The sequence below is a fragment of the Streptomyces sp. NRRL F-2664 genome (assembly GCF_000719345.1).
Classification (GTDB): Bacteria; Actinomycetota; Actinomycetes; order Streptomycetales; family Streptomycetaceae; genus Streptomyces.
In genome coordinates, this window is record NZ_JOFX01000020.1 from 186,580 (window position 1) to 207,496 (window position 20,917).

17 protein-coding genes and 1 pseudogene are annotated in these 20,917 nt (G+C 72.8%); 13 read left to right on the top strand and 5 right to left on the bottom strand.

Annotated features, from left to right (window positions below; all coding sequences use genetic code 11):
* Positions 1–13: 13 nt before the first annotated feature.
* The 7 genes from ligA to IF89_RS0119200 all read left to right on the top strand — a co-directional run bounded on the left by ligA (position 14) and on the right by IF89_RS0119200 (position 9,223).
* Positions 14–2,215: an NAD-dependent DNA ligase LigA gene (ligA, locus tag IF89_RS0119170; protein ID WP_030769195.1), complete on the top strand. Its 2,202-nt coding sequence runs from the start codon at positions 14–16 to the stop codon at positions 2,213–2,215.
* Between the two features lie 386 nt (positions 2,216–2,601).
* The gene (locus IF89_RS0119175) at positions 2,602–4,782 is read left to right on the top strand and encodes a bifunctional diguanylate cyclase/phosphodiesterase (protein WP_234327804.1); all 2,181 of its coding nucleotides are present in this window, start codon (positions 2,602–2,604) and stop codon (positions 4,780–4,782) included.
* 215 nt (positions 4,783–4,997) lie between these two features.
* Positions 4,998–5,294 carry an Asp-tRNA(Asn)/Glu-tRNA(Gln) amidotransferase subunit GatC gene (gene gatC, locus IF89_RS0119180; protein WP_030030671.1) on the top strand — a complete coding sequence of 99 codons (297 nt, stop codon included), beginning with the start codon at positions 4,998–5,000 and terminating at the stop codon, positions 5,292–5,294.
* 5 nt (positions 5,295–5,299) lie between these two features.
* Positions 5,300–6,793: an Asp-tRNA(Asn)/Glu-tRNA(Gln) amidotransferase subunit GatA gene (gatA, locus tag IF89_RS0119185; protein WP_030769203.1), complete on the top strand. Its 1,494-nt coding sequence runs from the start codon at positions 5,300–5,302 to the stop codon at positions 6,791–6,793.
* The gene (locus IF89_RS0119190; protein WP_030769206.1) at positions 6,790–7,035 is read left to right on the top strand and encodes a hypothetical protein; all 246 of its coding nucleotides are present in this window, start codon (positions 6,790–6,792) and stop codon (positions 7,033–7,035) included. The genes gatA and IF89_RS0119190 overlap by 4 nt, the downstream gene beginning before the upstream one ends.
* A 16-nt stretch (positions 7,036–7,051) precedes the next feature.
* A complete protein-coding gene (gatB, locus tag IF89_RS0119195; RefSeq protein ID WP_030769209.1) occupies positions 7,052–8,566 on the top strand; it encodes an Asp-tRNA(Asn)/Glu-tRNA(Gln) amidotransferase subunit GatB in 1,515 nt (504 codons plus the stop codon).
* 117 nt (positions 8,567–8,683) lie between these two features.
* Positions 8,684–9,223, top strand: coding sequence for a hypothetical protein (locus IF89_RS0119200; protein WP_234327805.1), 540 nt, complete (start codon positions 8,684–8,686; stop codon positions 9,221–9,223).
* Here IF89_RS0119200 and IF89_RS49065 read toward each other — a convergent pair.
* The 3 genes from IF89_RS49065 to IF89_RS0119215 form a co-directional block, all read right to left on the bottom strand.
* Positions 9,213–11,123 (bottom strand): protein kinase domain-containing protein, encoded by a 1,911-nt coding sequence (locus IF89_RS49065; protein WP_030769214.1) that lies wholly within the window; start codon positions 11,121–11,123, stop codon positions 9,213–9,215. The two genes, IF89_RS0119200 and IF89_RS49065, sit on opposite strands and share 11 nt — an antisense overlap.
* Positions 11,124–11,309: 186 nt before the next feature.
* A complete protein-coding gene (locus tag IF89_RS0119210; protein WP_030769217.1) occupies positions 11,310–11,927 on the bottom strand; it encodes a GNAT family N-acetyltransferase in 618 nt (205 codons plus the stop codon).
* On the bottom strand, positions 11,924–14,125 hold the full coding sequence (locus IF89_RS0119215) for a penicillin acylase family protein (RefSeq protein ID WP_078628398.1): 2,202 nt from the start codon (positions 14,123–14,125) through the stop codon (positions 11,924–11,926). Before IF89_RS0119215 ends, IF89_RS0119210 begins: the two co-directional genes overlap by 4 nt.
* A gap of 48 nt (positions 14,126–14,173) precedes the next feature.
* Here IF89_RS0119215 and IF89_RS0119220 point away from each other — a divergent pair, with 48 nt between their 5' ends.
* Positions 14,174–14,911 (top strand): siderophore-interacting protein, encoded by a 738-nt coding sequence (locus tag IF89_RS0119220; protein ID WP_030769223.1) that lies wholly within the window; start codon positions 14,174–14,176, stop codon positions 14,909–14,911.
* 225 nt (positions 14,912–15,136) lie between these two features.
* Here IF89_RS0119220 and IF89_RS0119225 read toward each other — a convergent pair whose 3' ends face one another.
* Positions 15,137–15,964 carry a GNAT family N-acetyltransferase gene (locus IF89_RS0119225; RefSeq protein WP_420706937.1) on the bottom strand — a complete coding sequence of 276 codons (828 nt, stop codon included), beginning with the start codon at positions 15,962–15,964 and terminating at the stop codon, positions 15,137–15,139.
* A gap of 55 nt (positions 15,965–16,019) precedes the next feature.
* Between IF89_RS0119225 and IF89_RS0119230 the strand changes: the two genes are divergently transcribed.
* The 5 genes and pseudogenes from IF89_RS0119230 to IF89_RS47715 form a co-directional block, all read left to right on the top strand.
* On the top strand, positions 16,020–16,451 hold the full coding sequence (locus IF89_RS0119230) for a signal peptidase I (protein ID WP_107047310.1): 432 nt from the start codon (positions 16,020–16,022) through the stop codon (positions 16,449–16,451).
* 208 nt (positions 16,452–16,659) lie between these two features.
* A complete protein-coding gene (locus IF89_RS0119235; RefSeq protein ID WP_043194117.1) occupies positions 16,660–18,909 on the top strand; it encodes an MMPL family transporter in 2,250 nt (749 codons plus the stop codon).
* Positions 18,910–18,948: 39 nt separating this feature from the next.
* Positions 18,949–19,503, top strand: a complete 555-nt coding sequence (locus tag IF89_RS0119240) for a GNAT family N-acetyltransferase (protein WP_030769236.1) — start codon at positions 18,949–18,951, stop codon at positions 19,501–19,503.
* A gap of 97 nt (positions 19,504–19,600) precedes the next feature.
* The gene (locus tag IF89_RS0119245; RefSeq protein WP_051807258.1) at positions 19,601–20,224 is read left to right on the top strand and encodes a hypothetical protein; all 624 of its coding nucleotides are present in this window, start codon (positions 19,601–19,603) and stop codon (positions 20,222–20,224) included.
* A 301-nt stretch (positions 20,225–20,525) separates the two neighbouring features.
* A pseudogene (locus tag IF89_RS47715) lies at positions 20,526–20,744 on the top strand (hypothetical protein); the annotation flags it as partial.
* Here the strand turns inward: IF89_RS47715 and IF89_RS38105 are convergent.
* Positions 20,707–20,892, bottom strand: coding sequence for a DUF6191 domain-containing protein (locus IF89_RS38105; protein ID WP_078628399.1), 186 nt, complete (start codon positions 20,890–20,892; stop codon positions 20,707–20,709). The pseudogene IF89_RS47715 and the gene IF89_RS38105 sit on opposite strands and share 38 nt — an antisense overlap.
* Positions 20,893–20,917 lie beyond the last annotated feature (25 nt).

Genomic DNA, 20,917 nt, shown 5'->3' on the forward strand with positions numbered 1-20,917 from the left:
GGGAGGACACGGCATGGCAGCCGAACAGCAGGACACGGCGGTACCGGCGGCAGTGCGCGAACAGCACCAGCTGCTGGCCGAGCAGGTCGAGGAGCACCGCTTCCGGTACTACGTCAACGACCAGCCGGTCGTCAGCGACGCCGAGTTCGACCAGCTGCTGCGCTCGCTGGAGGCCCTGGAGGAGGAGTTTCCGGAGCTGCGCACGCCCGACTCGCCCACCCAGAAGGTGGCCGGGGCGTACGAGACGGACTTCGCCTCCGTCGAGCACCGCGAGCGCATGCTCTCCCTCGACAACGCCTTCGACGACGAGGAACTGGCCGCCTGGGCCGAGCGGGTGGCCCGCGACACCGGCACCTCCGACTACCACTACCTGTGCGAGCTGAAGGTGGACGGCCTCGCCGTCAACCTCACCTACGAGCACGGCCGCCTCACCCGGGCGGCCACCCGCGGCGACGGCCGCACCGGTGAGGACATCACCCCCAACGTGCGCACCATCGCCGAGATCCCCGACCGCCTCTCGGGCGACCGCATCCCCGCCCTCGTCGAGATCCGCGGCGAGGTGTACTTCCCGATGGAGAAGTTCGAGGAGCTCAACGCGAGACTCGTCGCGGCGGAGGGCAAGCCGTTCGCCAACCCGCGCAACGCCGCGGCCGGTTCGCTGCGCCAAAAGGACCCCAAGGTCACGGCGAGCCGCCCGCTGCACATGGTCGTCCACGGCATCGGCGCCCGCCAGGGCCTCGAGATCGACCGCCAGTCGCAGGCGTACGAGCTGCTGCGCGAATGGGGCCTGCCCACCGCCCGGCACAACAAGGTGCTCTCCTCCCTCGACGAGGTCCGCGCGTTCATCGCCGAGTTCGGCGAGAACCGGCACTCGGTGGAGCACGAGATCGACGGCGTCGTCGTCAAGCTCGACGAGATCGCCCTCCAGGGACGGCTCGGCTCCACCGCCCGCGCCCCGCGCTGGGCCATCGCCTGGAAGTACGCCCCCGAAGAGGTCAACACCAAGCTGATCGACATCAAGGTCGGCGTGGGGCGGACCGGCCGCGTGACCCCGTACGCACAGGTCGAGCCGGTGACCGTGGCGGGCTCCGAGGTGGAGTTCGCCACCCTGCACAACCAGGAGGTCGTCCGGGCCAAGGGCGTGCTCATCGGGGACACCGTCGTCCTGCGCAAGGCCGGCGACGTCATCCCCGAGATCCTGGGGCCGGTGGTGGACCTGCGGGACGGCACCGAGCGGGAGTTCGAGATGCCGACCGAGTGCCCCGCCTGCGGGACCGCGCTGCGGCCGATGAAGGAGGGGGACATCGACGTCCGGTGCCCCAACGCCCAGACCTGCCCGGCGCAGTTGCGCGAACGGCTGTTCTACCTGGCGGGCCGGCAGTCCCTCGACATCGAGAACTTCGGCATGGTCGCGGCCGCCGCCCTGACCGCCCCGCTGGAGCCGGCCCGGCCGCCGCTGCTCGACGAGGGCGACCTCTTCGCCCTGACCATCGAGCAGTTGCTACCCATCAAGGCGTACGTCCTCGACCAGGACAGCGGCCTGCCCAAACGCGACCCGAAGACGGGCGAGGAGAAGATCGTCACGGTCTTCGCCAACCAGAAGGGCGAGCCGAAGAAGAACGCCCTGGCGATGCTGGAGAACATCGCCGCGGCCAAGGAGCGCCCCCTCGCCCGCGTCATCAACGGCCTGTCCATCCGCCACGTCGGACCGGTCGCGGCCGAGGCGCTCGCCCACGAGTTCCGGTCCATCGCGGCGATCGAGGCCGCGACCGAGGAGCAGCTGACCGCCACCGACGGGGTCGGTGCGATCATCGCGGCCTCCCTCAAGGAGTGGTTCGCGGTCGACTGGCACCAGGAGATCCTGCGCAAGTGGCGCGAGGCGGGGGTTCGGATGGAGGAGGAAGGTTCCGCCGAGGACGAGGGGCCGCGGCCCCTGGAGGGACTGACCGTGGTCGTCACCGGCACTTTGCAGAGCCACACGCGGGACGGCGCCAAAGAGGCCCTGCAGAGCCGCGGCGCCAAGGTGACCGGCTCCGTCTCGAAGAAGACCTCCTTCGTCGTCGTCGGAGACAACCCCGGGTCGAAATACGACAAGGCCGTCCAGCTGAAGCTGCCCGTCCTCGACGACGCCGGCTTCGCCGTGCTGCTGGAGCAGGGCCCGGAGGCGGCCCGCGAGGCCGCGCTCCCGGTGGACGGTACCGCCGGAGGAGAGTAGGAGCGAGACGGCAATCCCCGAGGGGGAGTAGCGAAGGCGAACGGATGCGTGGCGTGCGGCCGGACGGGCGGGCGCACGCCAGGCGCGGCGGACGGTGGTAAACGGCCGGTACAAGCCTGGTCGTAGAGCGGTGACCTGTCGGATCATCGGAAGACTGACGGGGGGCCCCGGTCCAAACTCACCCGTTCGGCGGATACCGTACTGATGAGGATGGCTGGGTCGCATTCGGGCAACCACTGCCGACCGCTGCCCCTGGGAGCCTCCCGCGGCCTACTGTTGAGGGGTGCGCCTGTCGTGCACGGCTGCGGGACGCGATTCCGGCCGTGGTGGCACGGCATCGGGGCCATCGTGTGACATCGGCATCGCCGGCTGTGAGAGGTACGGGCATGAAACCCACCGAAAGCGCCGACCCGTCACCTGAATTCGGCGGGGACATCCCGTCCATGCGGGCGGGCAGGCTCGGTGTCCTGGGTGTCAGGACGCCGGAGACCCGACCGGTCGACACCGGCGCGGGCGGGCAGGGGCGGCGCGGCGTGCTGCCCTTCGTCGTCGTGGGTCTCGCGGTCGCGGTGCTCACCACCGGCGTCGCGTCCGCCCTGAGCGCCCGTCACGCCCTGTTCCCCGGCGGGCCGGTCGGCTGGGCGCTGGCCCTCCTCACCGGCATCATCGTCGGCCACCTGGTCGCTCTCGGCCGCGACCGCTGGTGGGGCGGCACCGGATCGGGCGCCGCCCTCACCCTCGGCGTGCTCATCCTCTACGGGTGGGTGCCCGCCGGACTGGTCTCGCTGGCCGTGGTCTCCCTCGTCGGGGCCGCCCGCCGGCACCGCTGGCGGCAGGGACTCCTCCACGGCTCCGTCGACATCCTCGGCATCGGCGCCGCCGCCCTCGTCCTCGCCGCCTTCGGCGAGGCGCCCTCCGTCGAGAGCCCCTGGCCGCCCACCACCTGGGGGCTGGACGCCGTACCCGAGATCGCCCTCGTCGCCGTCACCTACCTGCTGGCCACCCGGTTCCTGCTGTGGATCGCGCTGGCCCCGCGCGGCGGCGGACTGCCCACCGTCGCCCGGACCGCCCTGCTCCGACAGGCCTTAGTAGCGGTCGCGCTGCTCGGCATCGCACCCCTCATCTGCGTGGTCGCGGTCAGCCTGCCGGTGCTGCTGCCGCTGTTCGCCGTACCCCTGATCGCACTCGACTCCACGCTCTGGATCGCCCGGGCGCGCGCCGAGGAGCAGCTGCGGGACCCGCTGACCGGGCTGCCCAACCGGCAGTGGCTGCTGGAGCGGGCGTGGTCCGCCCTGGACGAGGCTGAACGTTTGGGCACCCGGGCCGCCCTCGTACTGATCGACCTGGACCGCTTCCGGGCGGTCAACGACACCCTGGGCCACCTCGCGGGAGACCGCCTGCTCCTCCAGATCGCCGACCGGCTGCGGCAGGCCCTGCCCGACGAGGCGGAGGCCGCCCGCCTCGGCGGCGACGAGTTCGCCGTCCTGCTTCCCGTCACCGACTCCACCACCAGCGCCCAGCGCGTCGCCCGCCACCTGGTCGCGGAGCTCAGCTCTCCCCTCGACCTGGACGGCCTCACCCTGGTCCTGGAGGCAAGCGCCGGGCTCGCCGTCTTCCCCGACCACGCGCTGGACGCGGAGGGACTGCTGCGGCGCGCGGACGTGGCGATGTACCAGGCCAAGCGGGACCGCACGGGCGTGGAGGTGTACGAGTCCAAGCGCGACAGCAACACCCCCGACCGCCTGGGCCTCCTCGGCGACCTCCGCAGAGCGCTCGACGCCGGCGAGGTGGAACTGCACTACCAGCCGAAGGTCCGCTTCGACGGACAGGTCGCCGGCCTCGAAGCACTGGTCCGATGGGTCCACCCGGAACGCGGGCGGGTCCCCCCGGACGAGTTCATCGCGATCGCCGAGACCTCCGGGCTGATGCCGCACCTGACCGAGTACGTACTGGAGACCGCCCTGGCCCAGGTGGCCCGCTGGCGGGCCCAGGGCCTCAAGGTGCCCGTCGCCGTCAACGTCTCGCCCCGCGACGTCCACACCCCCGGCTTCGCCGGCGCCGTGGCCGCGCGGCTCGCCCGCCACGGGGTCCCGGCCAGCGGCCTGCAGCTGGAGATAACGGAACACGTCCTGCTGGAGGACCCCCAGCGCGCCGCGGACACCATGGCCGGCCTCACCGGGCACGGCGTGAAGATGTCCCTGGACGACTTCGGCACCGGGTACTCCTCCCTCGTCCACCTGCGCCGCCTCCCCGTCAGCGAGCTGAAGATCGACCGCTCGTTCGTGGGCCGGCTGGCCGTCGACACGCAGGACGCGGCGATCGTCCGCTGCACCGTGGACCTCGCGCACTCGCTCGGCCTGCTCGTCGTCGCCGAGGGCGTCGAGGACGACGAGACCTGGGAGCGGCTGCGCGACCTGGGCTGCGACGCCGTCCAGGGCTGGCTGGTGGCCGCCGCGATGCCGCCCCAGGAGGCCACCGCCTGGCTGCTGGCCCGCGGCGAGCGCGGTTGGCGCCGCCCGGCGGACATCACGGCGGAACTGGCAGCGGCCGAGGCCGACGCGGTCTGACCGCCGCCGCCCGCGACGCCCCGGTCGGTGCGCACCCCGGCGATCGAGGAGCGGGGCCGCCGAGCCGCGCAGCCACCCGCGCGGCGGCACCGCGCCCGGACCTGCACGGCGGGCCCGCGCCGCGGCCCGGGCCAAACCGTTTCGCAGCCCGGGCACCGGGCCCCATAGGATTGAGCCCGAACCTACACATCCACCCACCCCCAGAGGATCGCTGCATGCCTGGCATTACGCGCGAGGAGGTCGTCCACCTCGCACGGCTGGCGCGCCTTGAGCTGTCCAGCAACGAGCTGGATCATTTCGCCGGACAGCTCGACGACATCATCGGCGCGGTCGCCCGTGTCTCCGAGGTCGCCGACCAAGACGTCCCGCCGACCTCCCACCCGCTGCCGCTGACCAACGTCATGCGCGCGGACGAGGTCCGTCCGTCGCTCACCCCCGAGCAGGCGCTCTCCGGTGCTCCCGCCCAGGAGCAGCAGCGTTTCAAGGTGCCGCAGATCCTGGGGGAGGACTAACAGCCATGGTCGACATCATCAAGCTCACGGCCGCCGAGACCGCCGAGAAGATCGCCTCAGGCGAGCTGACGGCCGTCGAGGTGACCGAGGCCCACCTGGCCCGCATCGACGCCACCGACGAGAAGGTCCACGCCTTCCTGTACGTGGACCGCGAGGGCGCCCTCGCCCAGGCCCGCGCCGTGGACGCCAAGCGGGAGGCCGGCGAGAAGCTCGGCCCGCTGGCCGGCGTGCCCCTCGCCCTCAAGGACATCTTCACCACCGTCGGGGTCCCGACCACCGTCGGCTCGAAGATCCTCGAAGGCTGGATCCCGCCCTACGACGCCACCCTGACGCGCAAGCTCAAGGAGGCCGACGTCGTCATCCTCGGCAAGACCAACATGGACGAGTTCGCCATGGGGTCCTCCACCGAGAACAGCGCCTACGGCCCCACCGGCAACCCCTGGGACCTCACCCGCATCCCCGGCGGCTCCGGCGGCGGCTCCGCCGCGGCCCTCGCCGCCTACCAGGCCCCGCTCGCCATCGGCACGGACACCGGCGGCTCCATCCGCCAGCCCGCCGCCGTCACCGGCACCGTCGGCGTCAAGCCCACGTACGGCGGCGTCTCCCGCTACGGCATGGTCGCCTTCTCCTCCTCCCTCGACCAGGGCGGCCCCTGCGCCCGTACGGTCCTGGACGCGGCCCTGCTGCACGAGGTGATCGCCGGACACGACCCGCTCGACTCCACCTCCATCGACGCCCCGGTCCCGCCGGTCGTCGAGGCCGCCCGCAACGGCTCGGTCGCCGGCATGCGCGTCGGCGTGGTCAAGCAGTTCGCCGGCGAGGGCTACCAGGCCGGCGTCGTCCAGCGCTTCAACGAGTCGGTGGAGCTCCTCAAGGAGCTCGGCGCCGAGATCGTCGAGCTCGACTGCCCGTCCTTCGACCTCGCGATGGCCGCGTACTACCTGATCGCGCCGTCCGAGTGCTCCTCCAACCTGGCCCGCTTCGACGCCATGCGCTACGGCCTGCGCGTCGGCGACGACGGCACCAAGTCCGCCGAGGACGTCACCGCCCTGACCCGCGAAGCCGGCTTCGGCGACGAGGTCAAGCGCCGCATCATCCTCGGTACGTACGCGCTCAGCTCCGGCTACTACGACGCGTACTACGGCTCCGCCCAGAAGGTCCGCACGCTCATCTCGAAGGACTTCGAGAAGTCCTTCGAACAGGTCGACGTGATCGTCTCCCCGACGACCCCGACCACCGCCTTCCCCATCGGCGAGCGCACCGACGACCCGCTCGCCATGTACCTCGCGGACCTGTGCACCATCCCGACCAACCTGGCCGGCAACTCCGCCATGTCGCTCCCGTGCGGCCTGGCTCCGGAGGACGGCCTTCCGGTCGGGCTGCAGATCATCGCCCCCGCCATGCAGGACGACCGCCTCTACAAGGTCGGTGCGGCCGTCGAGGCCGCGTTCGTCGCACGCTGGGGTCACCCGCTGCTCGAGGAGGCACCGTCGCTGTGAGCACCAGTGCACTGTCCAAGGCCAAGGGCTTCAAGAAGTCCAAGACCGGCACCTACCTGTCGATCGGCACCACCGCCTTCGGCGCCATCAGCGTGATCAAGCAGGTCAAGAAGGCCCGCAGCGAGAACGACGTGCTGAAGCTGGTCGACGCCGCCGTGTCCGCCGCCGCCATCGTCACCGGCCTCGCGATCCTGTACCGCGAGCTGAAGCGTCTGGGCGACGACGACGTCCTGCTGGGCTGAGAGGGAAAGTTTCACCGTGACCACCTTCACCGAACTGCTGTCGTACAAGGACGCCCTGGCGTCGTACGACCCCGTCATGGGCCTGGAGGTCCATGTCGAGCTCGGCACCAGGACCAAGATGTTCTGCGGCTGCTCGACCGAGCTCGGCGGCGAGCCCAACGCGCAGACCTGCCCCACCTGTCTCGGCCTGCCCGGCTCCCTCCCGGTCGTCAACGCGATCGGCGTCGAGTCCGCCATCAAGATCGGTCTCGCGCTGAACTGCGAGATCGCCGAGTGGTGCCGCTTCGCCCGGAAGAACTACTTCTATCCGGACATGCCGAAGAACTTCCAGACCTCCCAGTACGACGAGCCCATCGCCTTCAACGGCTACCTGGACGTCCAGCTGGAGGACGGCGAGATCTTCCGCGTGGAGATCGAGCGCGCCCACATGGAGGAGGACACCGGCAAGTCGCTGCACGTCGGCGGCGCCACCGGCCGCATCCACGGCGCCTCCCACTCCCTCCTGGACTACAACCGCGCCGGCATCCCGCTCATCGAGATCGTCACCAAGCCCATCGAGGGCGCGGGCGAGCGGGCCCCCGAGGTCGCCAAGGCGTACGTCGCCGAGCTGCGCGAGGTCATCAAGGCGCTCGGCGTCTCCGAAGCCCGTATGGACAAGGGCCAGATGCGCTGCGACGTGAACCTGTCGCTGCGGCCCAACGGGACGAAGGAATTCGGCACCCGTTCGGAGACCAAGAACGTCAACTCGCTGCGCTCCGTCGAGCGCGCCGCCCGTTTCGAGATCCAGCGCCACGCGGCGGTGCTCTCCTCCGGCGGCTCGATCGTGCAGGAGACCCGGCACTTCCACGAGGAGGACGGCTCCACCACGGCCGGCCGCATCAAGGACAACGCCGAGGACTACCGCTACTTCCCGGAGCCCGACCTGGTCCCCGTGGCCCCGGCCCGTGAGTGGGTCGAGGAGCTGCGCGCCGGTCTGCCGGAGATGCCGCGCGTGCGCCGCAACCGCCTCCGCGAGGAGTGGGGCGTCAGCGAGCACGACATGCAGTCGATCCTCAATGCGGGCGCGGTGGACTCCATCGTCGCCACCATCGAGGCGGGTGCCGACTCGGCCGCCGCCCGCAAGTGGTGGATGGGCGAGCTGGCCCGCAACGCCAACGAGCAGGGCGTCGTCGTCGACGAGCTGCCGATCACCCCGGCGCAGGTGGCCCGGGTCGCGGCCCTGGTCGCGGCGGGTGACCTGAACGACAAGCTGGCCCGGCAGGTCATCGAGGGCGTTCTCGCCGGCGAGGGCACCCCGGACGAGGTCGTCGAGAAGCGCGGCCTGAAGGTCGTCTCGGACGAGGGCGCGCTCGGCGCGGCCGTCGACGAGGCCATCGCGGGCAATGCGGCCATCGCCGACAAGATCCGCGGCGGCAAGATCGCCGCTGTCGGCGCCCTGGTCGGTGCGGTCATGAAGACCACCCGCGGCCAGGCCGACGCGGCGCGCGTCAAGGAGCTCATCCTGGAGCGCCTGGGCGTCACCGAGGGCTGAGTCCTCCGGGCCTTTGCGGCCCGAACCTCCCGAGGCCCCGCACCTGTCGGTGCGGGGCCTCGGTCGTCTCCCGCACACTGGACCGTCGAAGCCGACCGAGGACAGGGGGAGTCGAGGGTGGAGATCGGTGCGATGGTCATCGCCGCCGTGGGTGTCGTGGGCACCCTGGGCGGGGCGCTGCTCACCCAGCGGGGCGCGGAGCGGGCGAAGCGCCGGGAGATGGAACTCCTGCGCGGTCACGAGGAGATCCGTGACTACCTGGCGCTGCGACGGACCTGCTACGCAGACCTCAACCGGGACGCCCGGCAGTTCACCACCGCCCTCAACCGCCATCTGCACGTCATGCGGGAGCGCACGGTCGAGGACGCGGACCGGGAGGCGCTCGACGAGGCCAAGGACGCCCAGCGCGACCGCTACTCCGAGGCGCAGATGATCGCGCCGGACGCCGTGCTCGGGCCCGCGAGCGCCGTCAACCACGCCCTGAGCCGGGTCTACGGCCAGGTCAAGCGCCTGGAGCGGGGCGCCCCCGAGGAAGGGGAGACGATGGCCACCGTCTCCCGCGACCAGCAGGAGATCTGGGCCCTGCTGCGGGAGATGCGCGCGGCCATGCGGGCCGACCTCGGGGTGTCGGACGGGTCCGGGTCCGTCAGCGGGTGAGGACGGGGGCGGCGAGGACGGCGTTGCCGCGGCCCTTGCAGCCCTCTTCCACCTTGATGCGCAGACGCAGGGCGCCCTTGATGTCGAGGGACTTGGTGACCGGCCTGCCCAGGTGGACCAGTTCGGAGAAGACCGCGGGCTTGTCGTCCACCGAGATGGTCAGCCGGGCCTGTTCCACGGTCGAACCGTCGTCGATCCCGGCGGTGAACTCCAGCGTGGACCAGGCCCGGTTGACGTCGTACTCGATGGCCGCACCGTAGTAGCAGCTGCCGAGGAGCGCCGCGCCGTACTCCGTGGTGTTCAGCTTGGCGGAGCCGACCTCGAAGTTGTCCACGTTCCCGACCGATGCCCGCACCGTCAGGTCGGCGACGTTGCTGTCCTTGACCGCCCCCGGGGCGTGCGGGCTCGCGGAGCCCTCCGGGCTCGCGGAGGTCCCGGGCGTGGCCCCGTTCGGGGCTCCGGGCTGTGACGAGGTGGGGGACGCGGGGGCCGTGGCCGCGCGGGTGCCGTCCCCGACGGCGCTGCCGTCCTTCGCGGTGTCGGCCTTGTCCTTGTCGCCCACGAGCTGTACGCCGATCACCGCGAGCACGGCCGCCACCACCACGGCGGCCGCGGAGCCCAGGACCACCGCGGTCCGCTTCCTCCTCGGCTTCGCGGAGGGCGGCACGTCCGCGGCCGCCGGGGTGCCCGTGCCCGGGTGGTACGCCGCCGCCGGGCCGTAGCCGGCGGGCACCGCGTCCGGGACGGCGGCGGGTGGCCGAGCCGTCGCCGCGGGCGCCGTCGCCGTGGCCGGCGCGGGCGGGGCCGGCTCCGGAGCCGTGGCCGGTGCGGGCGGAGCCGTGGCCGGCGTGGCCACCGGTGCGGTCGGCACGTACGGCGGCGGCTGCGGCACGGACTGCGCGGGCCGGTCCGGCGGGGTGGCCGGCTGGGGCGGCACGGCGGGCGGTGGAGGCGCGGCCGGCTTCGGCGGGGAGTCCTGCGGCGCCCGCTGCGACGTCGTCGGTGTCGTGGTGGACACCACCGCGCGGCGCAGGTCCTTCATCCACCCGGTGAGGTTCACCGGCCGCCGGGCGGGCTCCTCCGCGAAGAGGTCGGTGATCCGGGAGCGCTGCTCGCGGTCCAGCACCGCGATCTGCGGGAGCCCGGCCATTGCCCGGGCCAGCTGCTGCGGCGAGGCCGGCGGGGACTCCCCGCTGAGCAGGAAGTAGGCGATGGCTCCGAAGGCGTACCGGTCGGTCCCCGGGGTCCGCTTGCCCTCGAACACCTCGGGCGCCGCGTAGCCGGGGGTGAACCAGATCTCCGCCGTCCGGTGGTCGGCGGTCAGCTTGCTGAGGCCGAAGTCCACCAGCGTGGCCTGTCCGTGGGCGTCGACCATGACGTTGCCGGGGGAGAGGTCGCCGTGGACGACCTGGCGCCCCGAGGGCGTGGCCCTCCCCGAGTGCAGCCAGTCCAGTACCTCGGCCAGCTGCTCCAGGGTCCGCATGACCTCGCGCCGCTCGGCGGCGGTGGCGAGCGTGCGCTCGGCCCGCCAGTCCCGCAGGTCGAGTCCGTCGACGTGGTTCATGACCAGGACGAGCGCCCGCCCGGTCAGGGTGGACGACTCCCCGGGCCGGTGGATGGGCGGTCCCTCGAAGTGCTCGCGCACACCCACGACGCCGGGCCGGTGGACGAATCTCAGCAGCTCGGCCTGCTCGTTCCACTTCTGGCTGATGCGGTCGAACACCTCGGGCGTGATGGTCGTCCTGGAGTCGAGCACCTTGACGACGACGGGCTCCGCGCTGCCCGCGAGTTCGATCTCCGCGAGGTAGAGCACGGCCTCCCCGCCGCGCCCGATGGACCGGAGCAGGCGGTAGCGGTCCGCCGCCGCATCCGGCCCGATGTGCAGATTCTGGCTGGTCAATGTCCCCCCAGCGCCGGGTTGGTGAAGGGGCATCAGTCTTGCGTGACCAGAATCACGCGGTCAATCGGAACGATCGGTTTGGCCCGGCCGCGCGGCGATTCGCCGGTCGGGAAACCGCTCCGGCCGGCGAGCCGACCCGCCGGCAACCGCCGTTCGCCCCGCGCCCGGCGGGCCGGGCGGTGCGAGTCAGCGGCTTCCTGCGGTGCGCTGCGGAGCGCTGAGGAAGGCCAGCCGGGCCGGCTTGGCCGGGAGGTAGACCTCGGGCAGGTCGACCTCTGGGAGCACGACCTCCGGTCCGAGCACGAACCCGGTGCGCTCCAGCCGCGCGAGGGCCTTGGCGTTGCGCGCGTCCGGCTCGGCGACCAGGCGACGGGTGGCCGGGTCGGAGAACACGAAGGAGAGGAAGGCCGTCAGCAGGGCCGCGCTGAAGCCGGGCCGGGGAGCGCCCTCGGCCGGGCCGATCAGCAGGTGCACGCCGACGTCGCCCGGCCGGGCGTCATAGCACTCGCTGACCCGGTCCGCCTCGCACTCGTACGTCTGGAACAGCGCGACCGGCACACCCTCCCGGGCCGCGATGAAGGCGTGGTGGGTGGTGCGGCGGTCGACGTCCTCGTAGATCTCCCGGACCAGTTCGGGACTGGCCTCGCCCATGCCCCAGAAGCGGGCGCGCTCCTGCGTGACCCAGTCGTGGATGAGGCCGGCGTCGGCCGCCGGATCGACCGGGGTGATGGTGACGGTGCCGAAGCCCTCGACGAGCTGCGTGTGGACGGGCCGCCGGGGGGACGGGGATGCGGCGGAGGTCATATCGCTTCCTTGGTGAGCCGGGCCCAGTCGGTGACGACGGGGGCGAGTTCGCAGCGTGCCCACAGGGGAAGCTGGTCGCGGTGGTGGGGGGTGCCCGTGACGCCGTCCGCGCCCAGCGGCACCGCCCACAGGCTGTCCTCGCGACGGGCCAGGTCCCAGACGTAACGGGCGGCCGACGCGCGAGCGGTGAGGTCGGTGAAGCCGGGGACGGAGGAGGTGGCGTTCACACAGTCGTGGTCGCCGCCGAGGCCGGGCCACTCGGGGGCGTCCGGGTCGGGGACCGCCTGCCAGGGCGTCAGGCGGTGGACCTGCGACCACTGGGTGTCGGGGGAGCCCGCTGCGGCCGTCTCCTCCAGGGCGGCACGGACGTGCGCCGCGCGGTCCAACTCCGGTACGAGGTCCGTGGTCAGCAGGCCTTCGAGCGCGTAGCCGATCTTGGGTACCAGGTACAGCCAGGGGTGGAAGACCGCCGGTCCGGCGGGTGCCCCCGCGAGGCCGGCGAAGACGGGGTCGGCGGCGAAGCGCCGTACGGTCGCGGTCCGGAAGGCCGCGAAGACGGTGGCGTCGGTGCTCTCGGCCTCCATCCGCCGGTCCCAGGCGAGCAGCCGGGTACGCAGCTCCTGCGCGGCCGGCGTCAGGTCGTCGAGGCCGGGCAGCAGGGCGAGCAGGGGAGCGGCCGATGCCAGGTGGGTGTCCCGGTGCACCTCGGCCATCGCCCCGGGGGACCAGTCCGCGGAGCCGCTGAGCAGCTCGCGGATGCGGTCGGCGCGGTGCGGGGGTGCGAACTCCACGCCGAGCGGGGAGGCGATGCCGCGCGCGTTCGCCATGACGGCGAAGCCCTGTACCGGTTCGGACGGGGTCGGGGCCCAGCCCTTCCAGGCGTGCGCGGGGTCCCACGCGGGTACGGGCCGCAGCCGGTTGGCGGGGTGGCGCAGCGGCACGGCGCCCGCGACGCGGTGCAGCAGGCCGCCCTCGGTGTCGGCGGCGTGCACGACGTTGACCGGCTCGGCCCATCCGTCGAGGGCGCGGTCGATGTCGGCGACGGTACGTGCGCGCAGCAGGGCGGGGAGGACGGCGAAGCCGAGGTCGCGCCGGACGCGGGGCGGGTAGCGCAGGGAGAGGGTCTGTGCACTGCCGTCGGCGGGGGCTGCGCCCGCGGCCGCGTCGCCGTCCGCGTGGACGATCACCGGGCCGCGTGCGGTTTCCAGGATCTCCACCTCGACGTCGCCGCCGCCCGCCACGGTGATGGTCTCCGTGTGGCGCGCGACGGGCTCCCAGACCCCGTCCGGGCCGAGCGCCTCGACGACGGCGACGCCGGTGCCGTCGCCGCGGCGCAGCTGCTCGACGTACAGGTCCTGGTAGTCGGACATCGCGTTGGTGATGGCCCAGGCGGCGGAACCGGTGTGGCCGAAGTGTGCGAGGCCCGGGACTCCGGGGACGGCGAGGCCCAGGACGTCGTACTCCGGGCAGGACAGGCGGATCTGCTGGTAGACGCCGGGGTCCTCGATGAAGCGGTGCGGGTCTCCCGCGATGATCGCCGCGCCGGTGGTGGTGCGGTCGCCCGGCACCATCCAGCCGTTGCTGCCGGCGATGCGCGGCCCGTCGGTGGCGAAGAGGGTGAGTGCCTCGTCGCCGAGGGCGCGGGCCACGCGCTCGCGCCACAGCTTGGTGGGGAAGCCGGCGAACAGGATGTGCGTGGCGGTCCAGATCGCCAGCGGCACCCACGGCTCCCAGGGGGAGGGGGCGAGGCCGGTGCGGGCGAAGCGCTCGTCTCGTGCGGCACCGGCGGCCAGGCCGGCGTTGACGCCGTCGACGTAGGCGCGCACCCAGGCGGCGGTCGACGGGTCGTCGGAGGCCATGGCCTCGTAGCAGAGGCGGGCGGTGTCGGCGAGGCGGCTCTGGCGGGCGAAGCGGTCCCAGACGACGGCGTCCGGGCCGAGGAAGGAGGCGCTGGAGCCCTCGGCGCGGTGCCGTTCGACCTCCAACTGCCAGGCGCGGTCGAAGGCGGTGACGCGGCCCTGGGCGTGGGCGAGCGCGAGTTCGTCCGATGCGCGCAGGTGGGGGATGCCCCACTGGTCGCGGAAGACGTCGTAGGATTCCGGGGTCTGCCCCTGGGGCCCGCTCCGGGTGCCAGTGGACGACTCCGGGCCGCTTCCGCTGCTCACACTGCTCACGCTGCTCTCTTCCCCGATGCGCATTTAGGTTAGGCTGCCCTAACTATAGAGGTGTCAGGGGAGGGTTCGAACATGGCGGTCGGCAAGGGTTGGGAGGGCGTGGTCCTCAAGCTCCTGCGGGGCAAGGACTTCACGTTCACGGTGACCGGGGCGGAAGACGTCACGGAGCACTACCGACGGGTGTACTTCACCGACGGCGGACTGCTGGCCGCGGCCGGCGCGTCACTGCACCCGACGATGTGGGTACGGGTCTGGTTCGACAACGCGGGCCGGCCGCATCAGCGGGCGTACACCCTGGTCGACCCCGATCCGGAAGCCGGCACCTTCTGCTTCGAGTTCGCGCTGCACGACGGCGTCGCCAGCGCCTGGGCGCGCGGCGCCCGCCCCGGGGACACCATCGAGGCCACCGTCCAGGGCACCGGCTTCACCGCCCCGGAGCCGTCCCCGCAGCGCCTGCTGGTCATCGGCGATGCGGCGTCCCTCCCGGCGATCAACTCGCTGCTGGACGCCTTCCCCGCCACTCCGGCCACCATCTGGTTCGAGACCCAGCACACCTCCGACACGGAGCTGCCCGTTCGGCTGGACGCGGGCCGGCACGACCTCCGCCGGGTGGCGCGGGACGGTACGGCACTGGCCGACCGGATCCGGGCCGAGCTGCCGGAGCTGCTCGGGGACCCGGCGTCGGCGTACGTGTGGCTGGCCTGTGACACCGCCACGACGCGGAACCTCACGGCCTACCTGCGCAAGGACCTCGGCCTGCCCAAGCAGCGGGTGAACGGGCTGGGCTACTGGCGGGCGGACGCCGCGTAGGGGCGTACGCCGTGCGGCGGTGCGCCCGCGCGCCGGCACGACCGGCGCGACACCGCCCACGCGCCGGTGGTGCCGCCGTCCGCCTCGCGGGAGGCATGACCGCTGTGCCGGGCCGCCTCAGGGACGAGGTGCGGCCTCACCGGGCGCGACGAGGGCGTGAGCAAGCCGCGGCGGGCCTCGCGCTCATGGCCTGAGAGGGCGGGCCGGTGCGTTCCCTGCCGGTGATCACGCCTGCCCGGCCCGCGCCGGCTCCTCGGGCCGCGTCCATACGTACGGCACGGTCACGCCCAGCACGCCGAAGCCCAGCCGCTCCAGGATCGGACGGCTCTCGTCCGAAGCGTCGACCTGGAGGTAGGGGATGCCGCGTTCCGCCGCGATGCGCGCCCGGTGCGCGACCAGGAGGCGGTAGATGCCCCGGCCCCGCCACGCCGGGACCGTGCCGCCGCCCCACAGGCCCGCGAAGGCCGCCCCCGGCGGCATCTCCATCCGGGCCGCGCTCACCGGGACGTCTCCCGCCATCGCGACGACCGCGGCGATCGTCTCCGGCTCGTCGCGCAGCCGGCTCAGCAGCCCCTCGCGGATGCGGGGCAGCGCCGTGCCGAAGGCGCCCCGGTGGACCTCCATCATCAGGTCGACGCCCGCCTCGTCCGTCACCACGCGCAGGGTGATGCCCTCCGGCGGCTCCACCGGCAGCTGCGCGAGCCCTGCCGTGCGCCCCACCATCAGCGTCTCCGGCGGCTCCGGCACGAAGCCCGCCGCCCGCAGCCGGCCCCCGAGGTCCGCCGGCCCGTCGTGCCCGTACAGCTTCCACTCGAAGTCCGGGCAGCCGCGCTCCCTGTAGAACGCCACCTGCGCCGCGATCTCCGCATCCGCCGTTGCCTCGTCGAGGTCCGACCACAGCACGCCGTTCCATCCGGGGCCGGGCACGCTCTGCCGGACGACGCGGCCCACCCGCTCCACGAGCGCGTCCCGGCCGTCCGGCTGCGCGCCTTGGCGGACCTCGGCGTCGAACCGGGCCCGCACGTCCATCAGCTCTTCACGATCCATGGTCATCGGGCCAGCCCACCAGTGCCGGGCCGGCCGCACAACTGCATTAGCCTCACCTCTCGTGAACGACGACCTGACCATCCACACCGGCAAGGCCGGCCCGGACGCCGCTGCCGACCGCGGCTGGCTCCTCGGCCACTTCAAGGACCCGGGCGATCCCCGTCACAGCGAGGACGTGGAGATCAAATGGGGTGTCCACCCGAAGGGCGACGAACGCGAGCGCTGGGCCACCGCCGAGAAGCGCACCGCACTCCTCGTCCTGATCAGCGGACGCTTCCGGCTCGAGTTCCCCGGGCGGACCGTCGTCCTTGCCGAACAGGGCGACTACGTGCTGTGGGGCCGCGGCGTCGACCACTCCTGGTACGCCGAGGAGGACGCGGTCGTCCTCACCGTCCGCTGGCCCTCGATCCCCGGCTACCGGGTGGACGAGCCCCAGGAGCCGGCGGACGCCCTGCCAGCCGGAGCCTGTGCCGTGACCCCCGCCGGGACCTGACGCCCCGCACACCTCTCGGTCCTTCTGTGATGATGCACACCAAATGGGCCAACGATCACAAAACACTGGGATCGTGGAGGGTGCAGACCATCTGGGCCGGACCACGGGGCGACCCCCCGGGCCTCCGGCCGGGCCTGCACGAGTTCACGCGTTCTTTGCGACGGGCTGCCTCCCGGTAAAGATCCGAACCCACCAGGGAGCACGTCCGTTGGCAGTCTTCGCGCGGTGGTGCATGCGCCACCGCCTCCTCGCCGTCCTGATATGGCTGCTCGCCCTCGGCGGGACCGCGGCGGCCGCCGTGACCGCCGGAACGGCGTTCTCCAACGACTACGAGGTCCCCGGCACCGAATCCGGCAGGGCGAACGACCTCCTGCGCGAAGGCTTCCACGGCCAGGGCGGCGACACCGACACCATCGTGTGGCGGGCCCCGGACCACCAGAGCGCGCACACCCCGGAGATCGAGCAGCGCATGACCCGGGCACTCGACACCGTCGCGGGACTGCCCGGCGTCGGATCGGTCGCCGGCCCCTACGGCCCCGGCCCCGACAGCGCCGCACGCATCAGCCCCGACGGACGCACCGCCTACGCCGTGGTCACCTTCGACCAGCCGGCCGACTCCGTGCCCAAGGCACAGGCCAGAGCCGTCGTCGCCGCCGCGAAGAACCCCACCACCGAAGCCGGCGGGCTCCAGGTCGAACTGGGCGGCCGGGCCATCCAGCTGACCGAGGCCCCCACCGCACACCTCGCCGAGGTCATGGGCGTCGCCGTCGCCGCCGTCGTCCTCTACCTCGCCTTCGGCTCCCTCGCCGCGAGCCTGCTGCCCATCGCCACCGCTCTCGTCAGCGTCGGCACGGCCTATTTCGGCATCACCCTGCTCGGGCACGCCATGCCCGTCGCCGACTTCGCCCCCATGCTCGGCACCCTCATCGGCCTCGGCGTCGGCATCGACTACGCGCTCTTCATCGTCACCCGGCACCGCAAGGGCCTCGCCCGCGGCCTCCCGGTCGAGGAAGCCGCCACTGCGGCCGTCGCCACCACCGGCCGCGCCGTCGTCTTCGCCGGAGCCACCGTCTGCATCGCCCTCCTCGGCATGCTGGTGCTGCGGCTGAACTTCCTCAACGGCGTCGCCATAGCCGCCTGCGTGACCGTCGTCCTGACCGTCGCCGCCTCGGTCACCCTGCTGCCCGCCCTCCTCTCCTGGATCGGCATGCGCGCCCTGTCCGGCCGCGAGCGCCGCAGGCTCGCCGCCGAGGGCCCGCAGCCCGAGCGGACCTCCGGCTTCGCCGCCCGCTGGGCCGCCTTCGTCGAGCGCCACCCCAAGGTGCTCGGTGCCGTCGCCACCGCCGTCATGGTGGTCCTGGCCCTGCCCACCTTCTCCCTCCACCTGGGCACCTCCGACCAGGGCAACAACCCCGCCACCTCCACCACCCGGCAGGCCTACGATCTGCTGGCCGAGGGCTTCGGGCCCGGTGCGAACGGCCCCCTCGCCGTGGTCGCCCGCCTGGACGGAGCCGGGGACCGCCTCGCCGTGGACCACCTGGCGCAGGCGCTCCGCACGACCCCGGGCGTCGCCTCCGTCGGCCCCGCCGTCCTCAACCGCAGCGGCGACACAGCCGTCCTGACCGTCGTACCGGACTCCGCCCCGCAGTCCCGGGCCACGAGCGACCTCGTCGACACGCTGCGCCAGGACGTCATCCCGCGCACCGGCCGGGGCAACTCCATGCAGGTCCACGTCGGCGGCGTCACAGCCGCCTACGACGACTTCGCCGACGTCATCGTCGGCAAGCTGCCGCTCTTCGTCAGCGTGGTCGTCGCCCTCGGCTGCGTCCTGCTGCTGCTGGCCTTCCGGTCCATCGGCATCCCGCTGAAGGCGGCGGCCATGAACGTCGCCGCCGTCGCCTCCTCCTTCGGCGTCGTGGTCGCGATCTTCCAGTGGGGCTGGGGCAGTGAACGGCTCGGCCTGGGCAGCGCCGGCCCCATCGAACCCTTCCTGCCCGTGATCATGGTGTCCGTCCTCTTCGGGCTGTCGATGGACTACCAGGTCTTCCTCGTCAGCCGCATGTACGAGGAGTGGCTGGAGACCGGCGACAACCGGCGGGCCGTGCGCGTGGGCCTCGCCGAGACCAGCCGGGTCATCAACTCGGCGGCCGTCATCATGATCTCCGTCTTCCTCGCCTTCGTGCTGAGCGGCGACCGGATCATCGCGATGTTCGGCATCGCGCTCGCCGCGGCCGTGGCACTCGACGCCTTCGTGCTGCGCACCCTGCTGGTCCCGGCCCTGATGCACATGCTCGGCGGCGCCAACTGGTGGCTGCCGGCCTGGCTCGACCGGCGGCTGCCCCGGATCAGCATCGAGCCGCCCGCACACCGCCCGCATGCGAAACTTCCGGCACAGCGGTCCGGCGCGGTCCCCGCCACGAGCGAGGACGGCACCGAGCCCGCCACAGCCTCCCGGTGATCCGGCGAACCGCCGCACGAGTCCCAAGGAAGAAGCCGCATGTTCTCGATAGACCTCGCCGACGACGCCCAGCTGTTCCCGCTGGAAGCCCGGCACGCCGAGGAGTTCTTCGCCCACATCGAACGCGGCCGCGAGTTCATCGGCCAGTACGTCGGCTTCCCGGACCGGTCCCCCGACCTGGACTCCGCCCGGGCCCTCCTGGCCACCTATGCGGTGAAGGCCGGTGAGGACGGCGCCCGCTTCTTCGGCATCCGCCTCGACGGCACCCTCGTCGGAGGCGTCCTCTTCCCCAACTTCGACGCGGGCACCGGGAACTGCGAGATCGGCTGCTGGCTGGAGCCCGCCGCGGCCGGCCGCGGCCTGGTGACCAAGGCCTGCCGCATCCTGATCGACTACGCCCTCGGCGAGCGCGGCATGCACCGCGTCGAGTGGCACGCCGCCACCGGCAACAAGAAGAGCCTCGCCGTCGCCGAACGCCTCGGCATGACCCGAGAGGGCGTTTTGCGCGAGAACCACCTCCACCGGGGCGTCCGCCAGGACACCGAGGTCTGGTCCGTCCTCGCCCATGAGTGGGCCGCCGCCCGCGCCTCCTGACGTCCGCCGTACGGGCCCCGCCGACCCCGGGGCCCGGCACGGCCGTGACCACCCGATTCTCAGAGAACTCTCAGAGACGGCCCCTACGGTGCCCGGCATGGACACCACGAAGCCCCCCACCCCGAACGCCCCCGACGCGGACACCGCCCCGGTCGCCCTCGACAAGGCCGAGACGCCCCGGAACGCCGCGGCCGACCGGCCGGCCGTCACCGACGCCGCCCCCGACGCCGCCCCCGGCACCACCACCGACACCGACGCCGCCCTCGACGAAGCGGACCTCGACGACGACGCCCTCACCGAGGACCCGGCCGGCGAAGAGCCGCCCGGCCACGTCGGCTCCGCGGCCTTCGCGCTCGTCTCCGCCGGTCTCTCCGTCGTCGCCCTCAGCGGGAGCTGGGTCGCCGGCATCGTCTCCGAGCGCGCGAGTGTCGCCGCCCGCCTGGAACTGAGCCAGGCCGCCGACGCCAACGCCCAGATCGCCGCCCAGTTCGTCGACCCCTGGCACACCACCGCGATGGTGAACGGCGTCTTCTCGGCCCTCGCCCTGATCATCGCCACCTTCGTACTGGCCCTGCCCGCCTTCAGCACCCCCGAGCGCACCCTGCCCACCTGGGTACGGTCCGTCTCCTGGGCCGGCATCGGACTCGGTGCCCTCGGCGTGCTCCTCTTCGTCCTCATGTACTTCGACCTCCTCCTGGCCGTCCCGAAGGCAGCGGGCTGAGCGGTGCCTCAGGCACGTGGGGACCTTCCCGGCCCCTCCACCCGGGCTGAGGCCCTCGCCCGCTCCGCGCCCTGATGGCTTGAGCCTCCAGGCGAGGCCGGGCACGCCTCACCGAGGAATTCCCCTGCGAGGCGGACCGGCGGGGCGCCGTCGTCGGCGGCTGCATCGAGCCAGGGGCGGAGGGCCTGTCCTTCGCCCCGTTCTCGACGGCACGGCGCACCCTGCACCGGCTGCTCCCGAAGGATCGCGCCGCCGACCGCACCGTCGTCCTCGTCGTGGAGGACGTGCACCGTGCGGACACGGCAGCACCGACTACGGGATCGCCGGAGAGCCGTTCATCTCCCCGAAGACGGCGAGCGTGCACGTCTCGAACATCAGGGCCGAGCCGGGCGTCACCGGTCGCGGTGAAGCGGCCGCCCTCGCCCACCGGCTGCGGCTCTTCACCACGCCGGACCCGGTGGGCCGGCCCGGCACACCCCCGGTCAGTGCCCGGCCGGAGGCTCCGCACCCAGGCGTATGAGCACCCGGCCGGAGTCGAGGTCTATCGCGCCCCGTCCCGGATCACCGTCGCCGACGTCGGTCCGGGACAGCTCCAGCCGCTTCTTCTCCTCATCGGTGTGCTTGCGTCCCGGGTGGAACAGCTCCTCGATCATGTTGAACACCGTCATCACGCACCCTCCGCCCCTTGTGCAG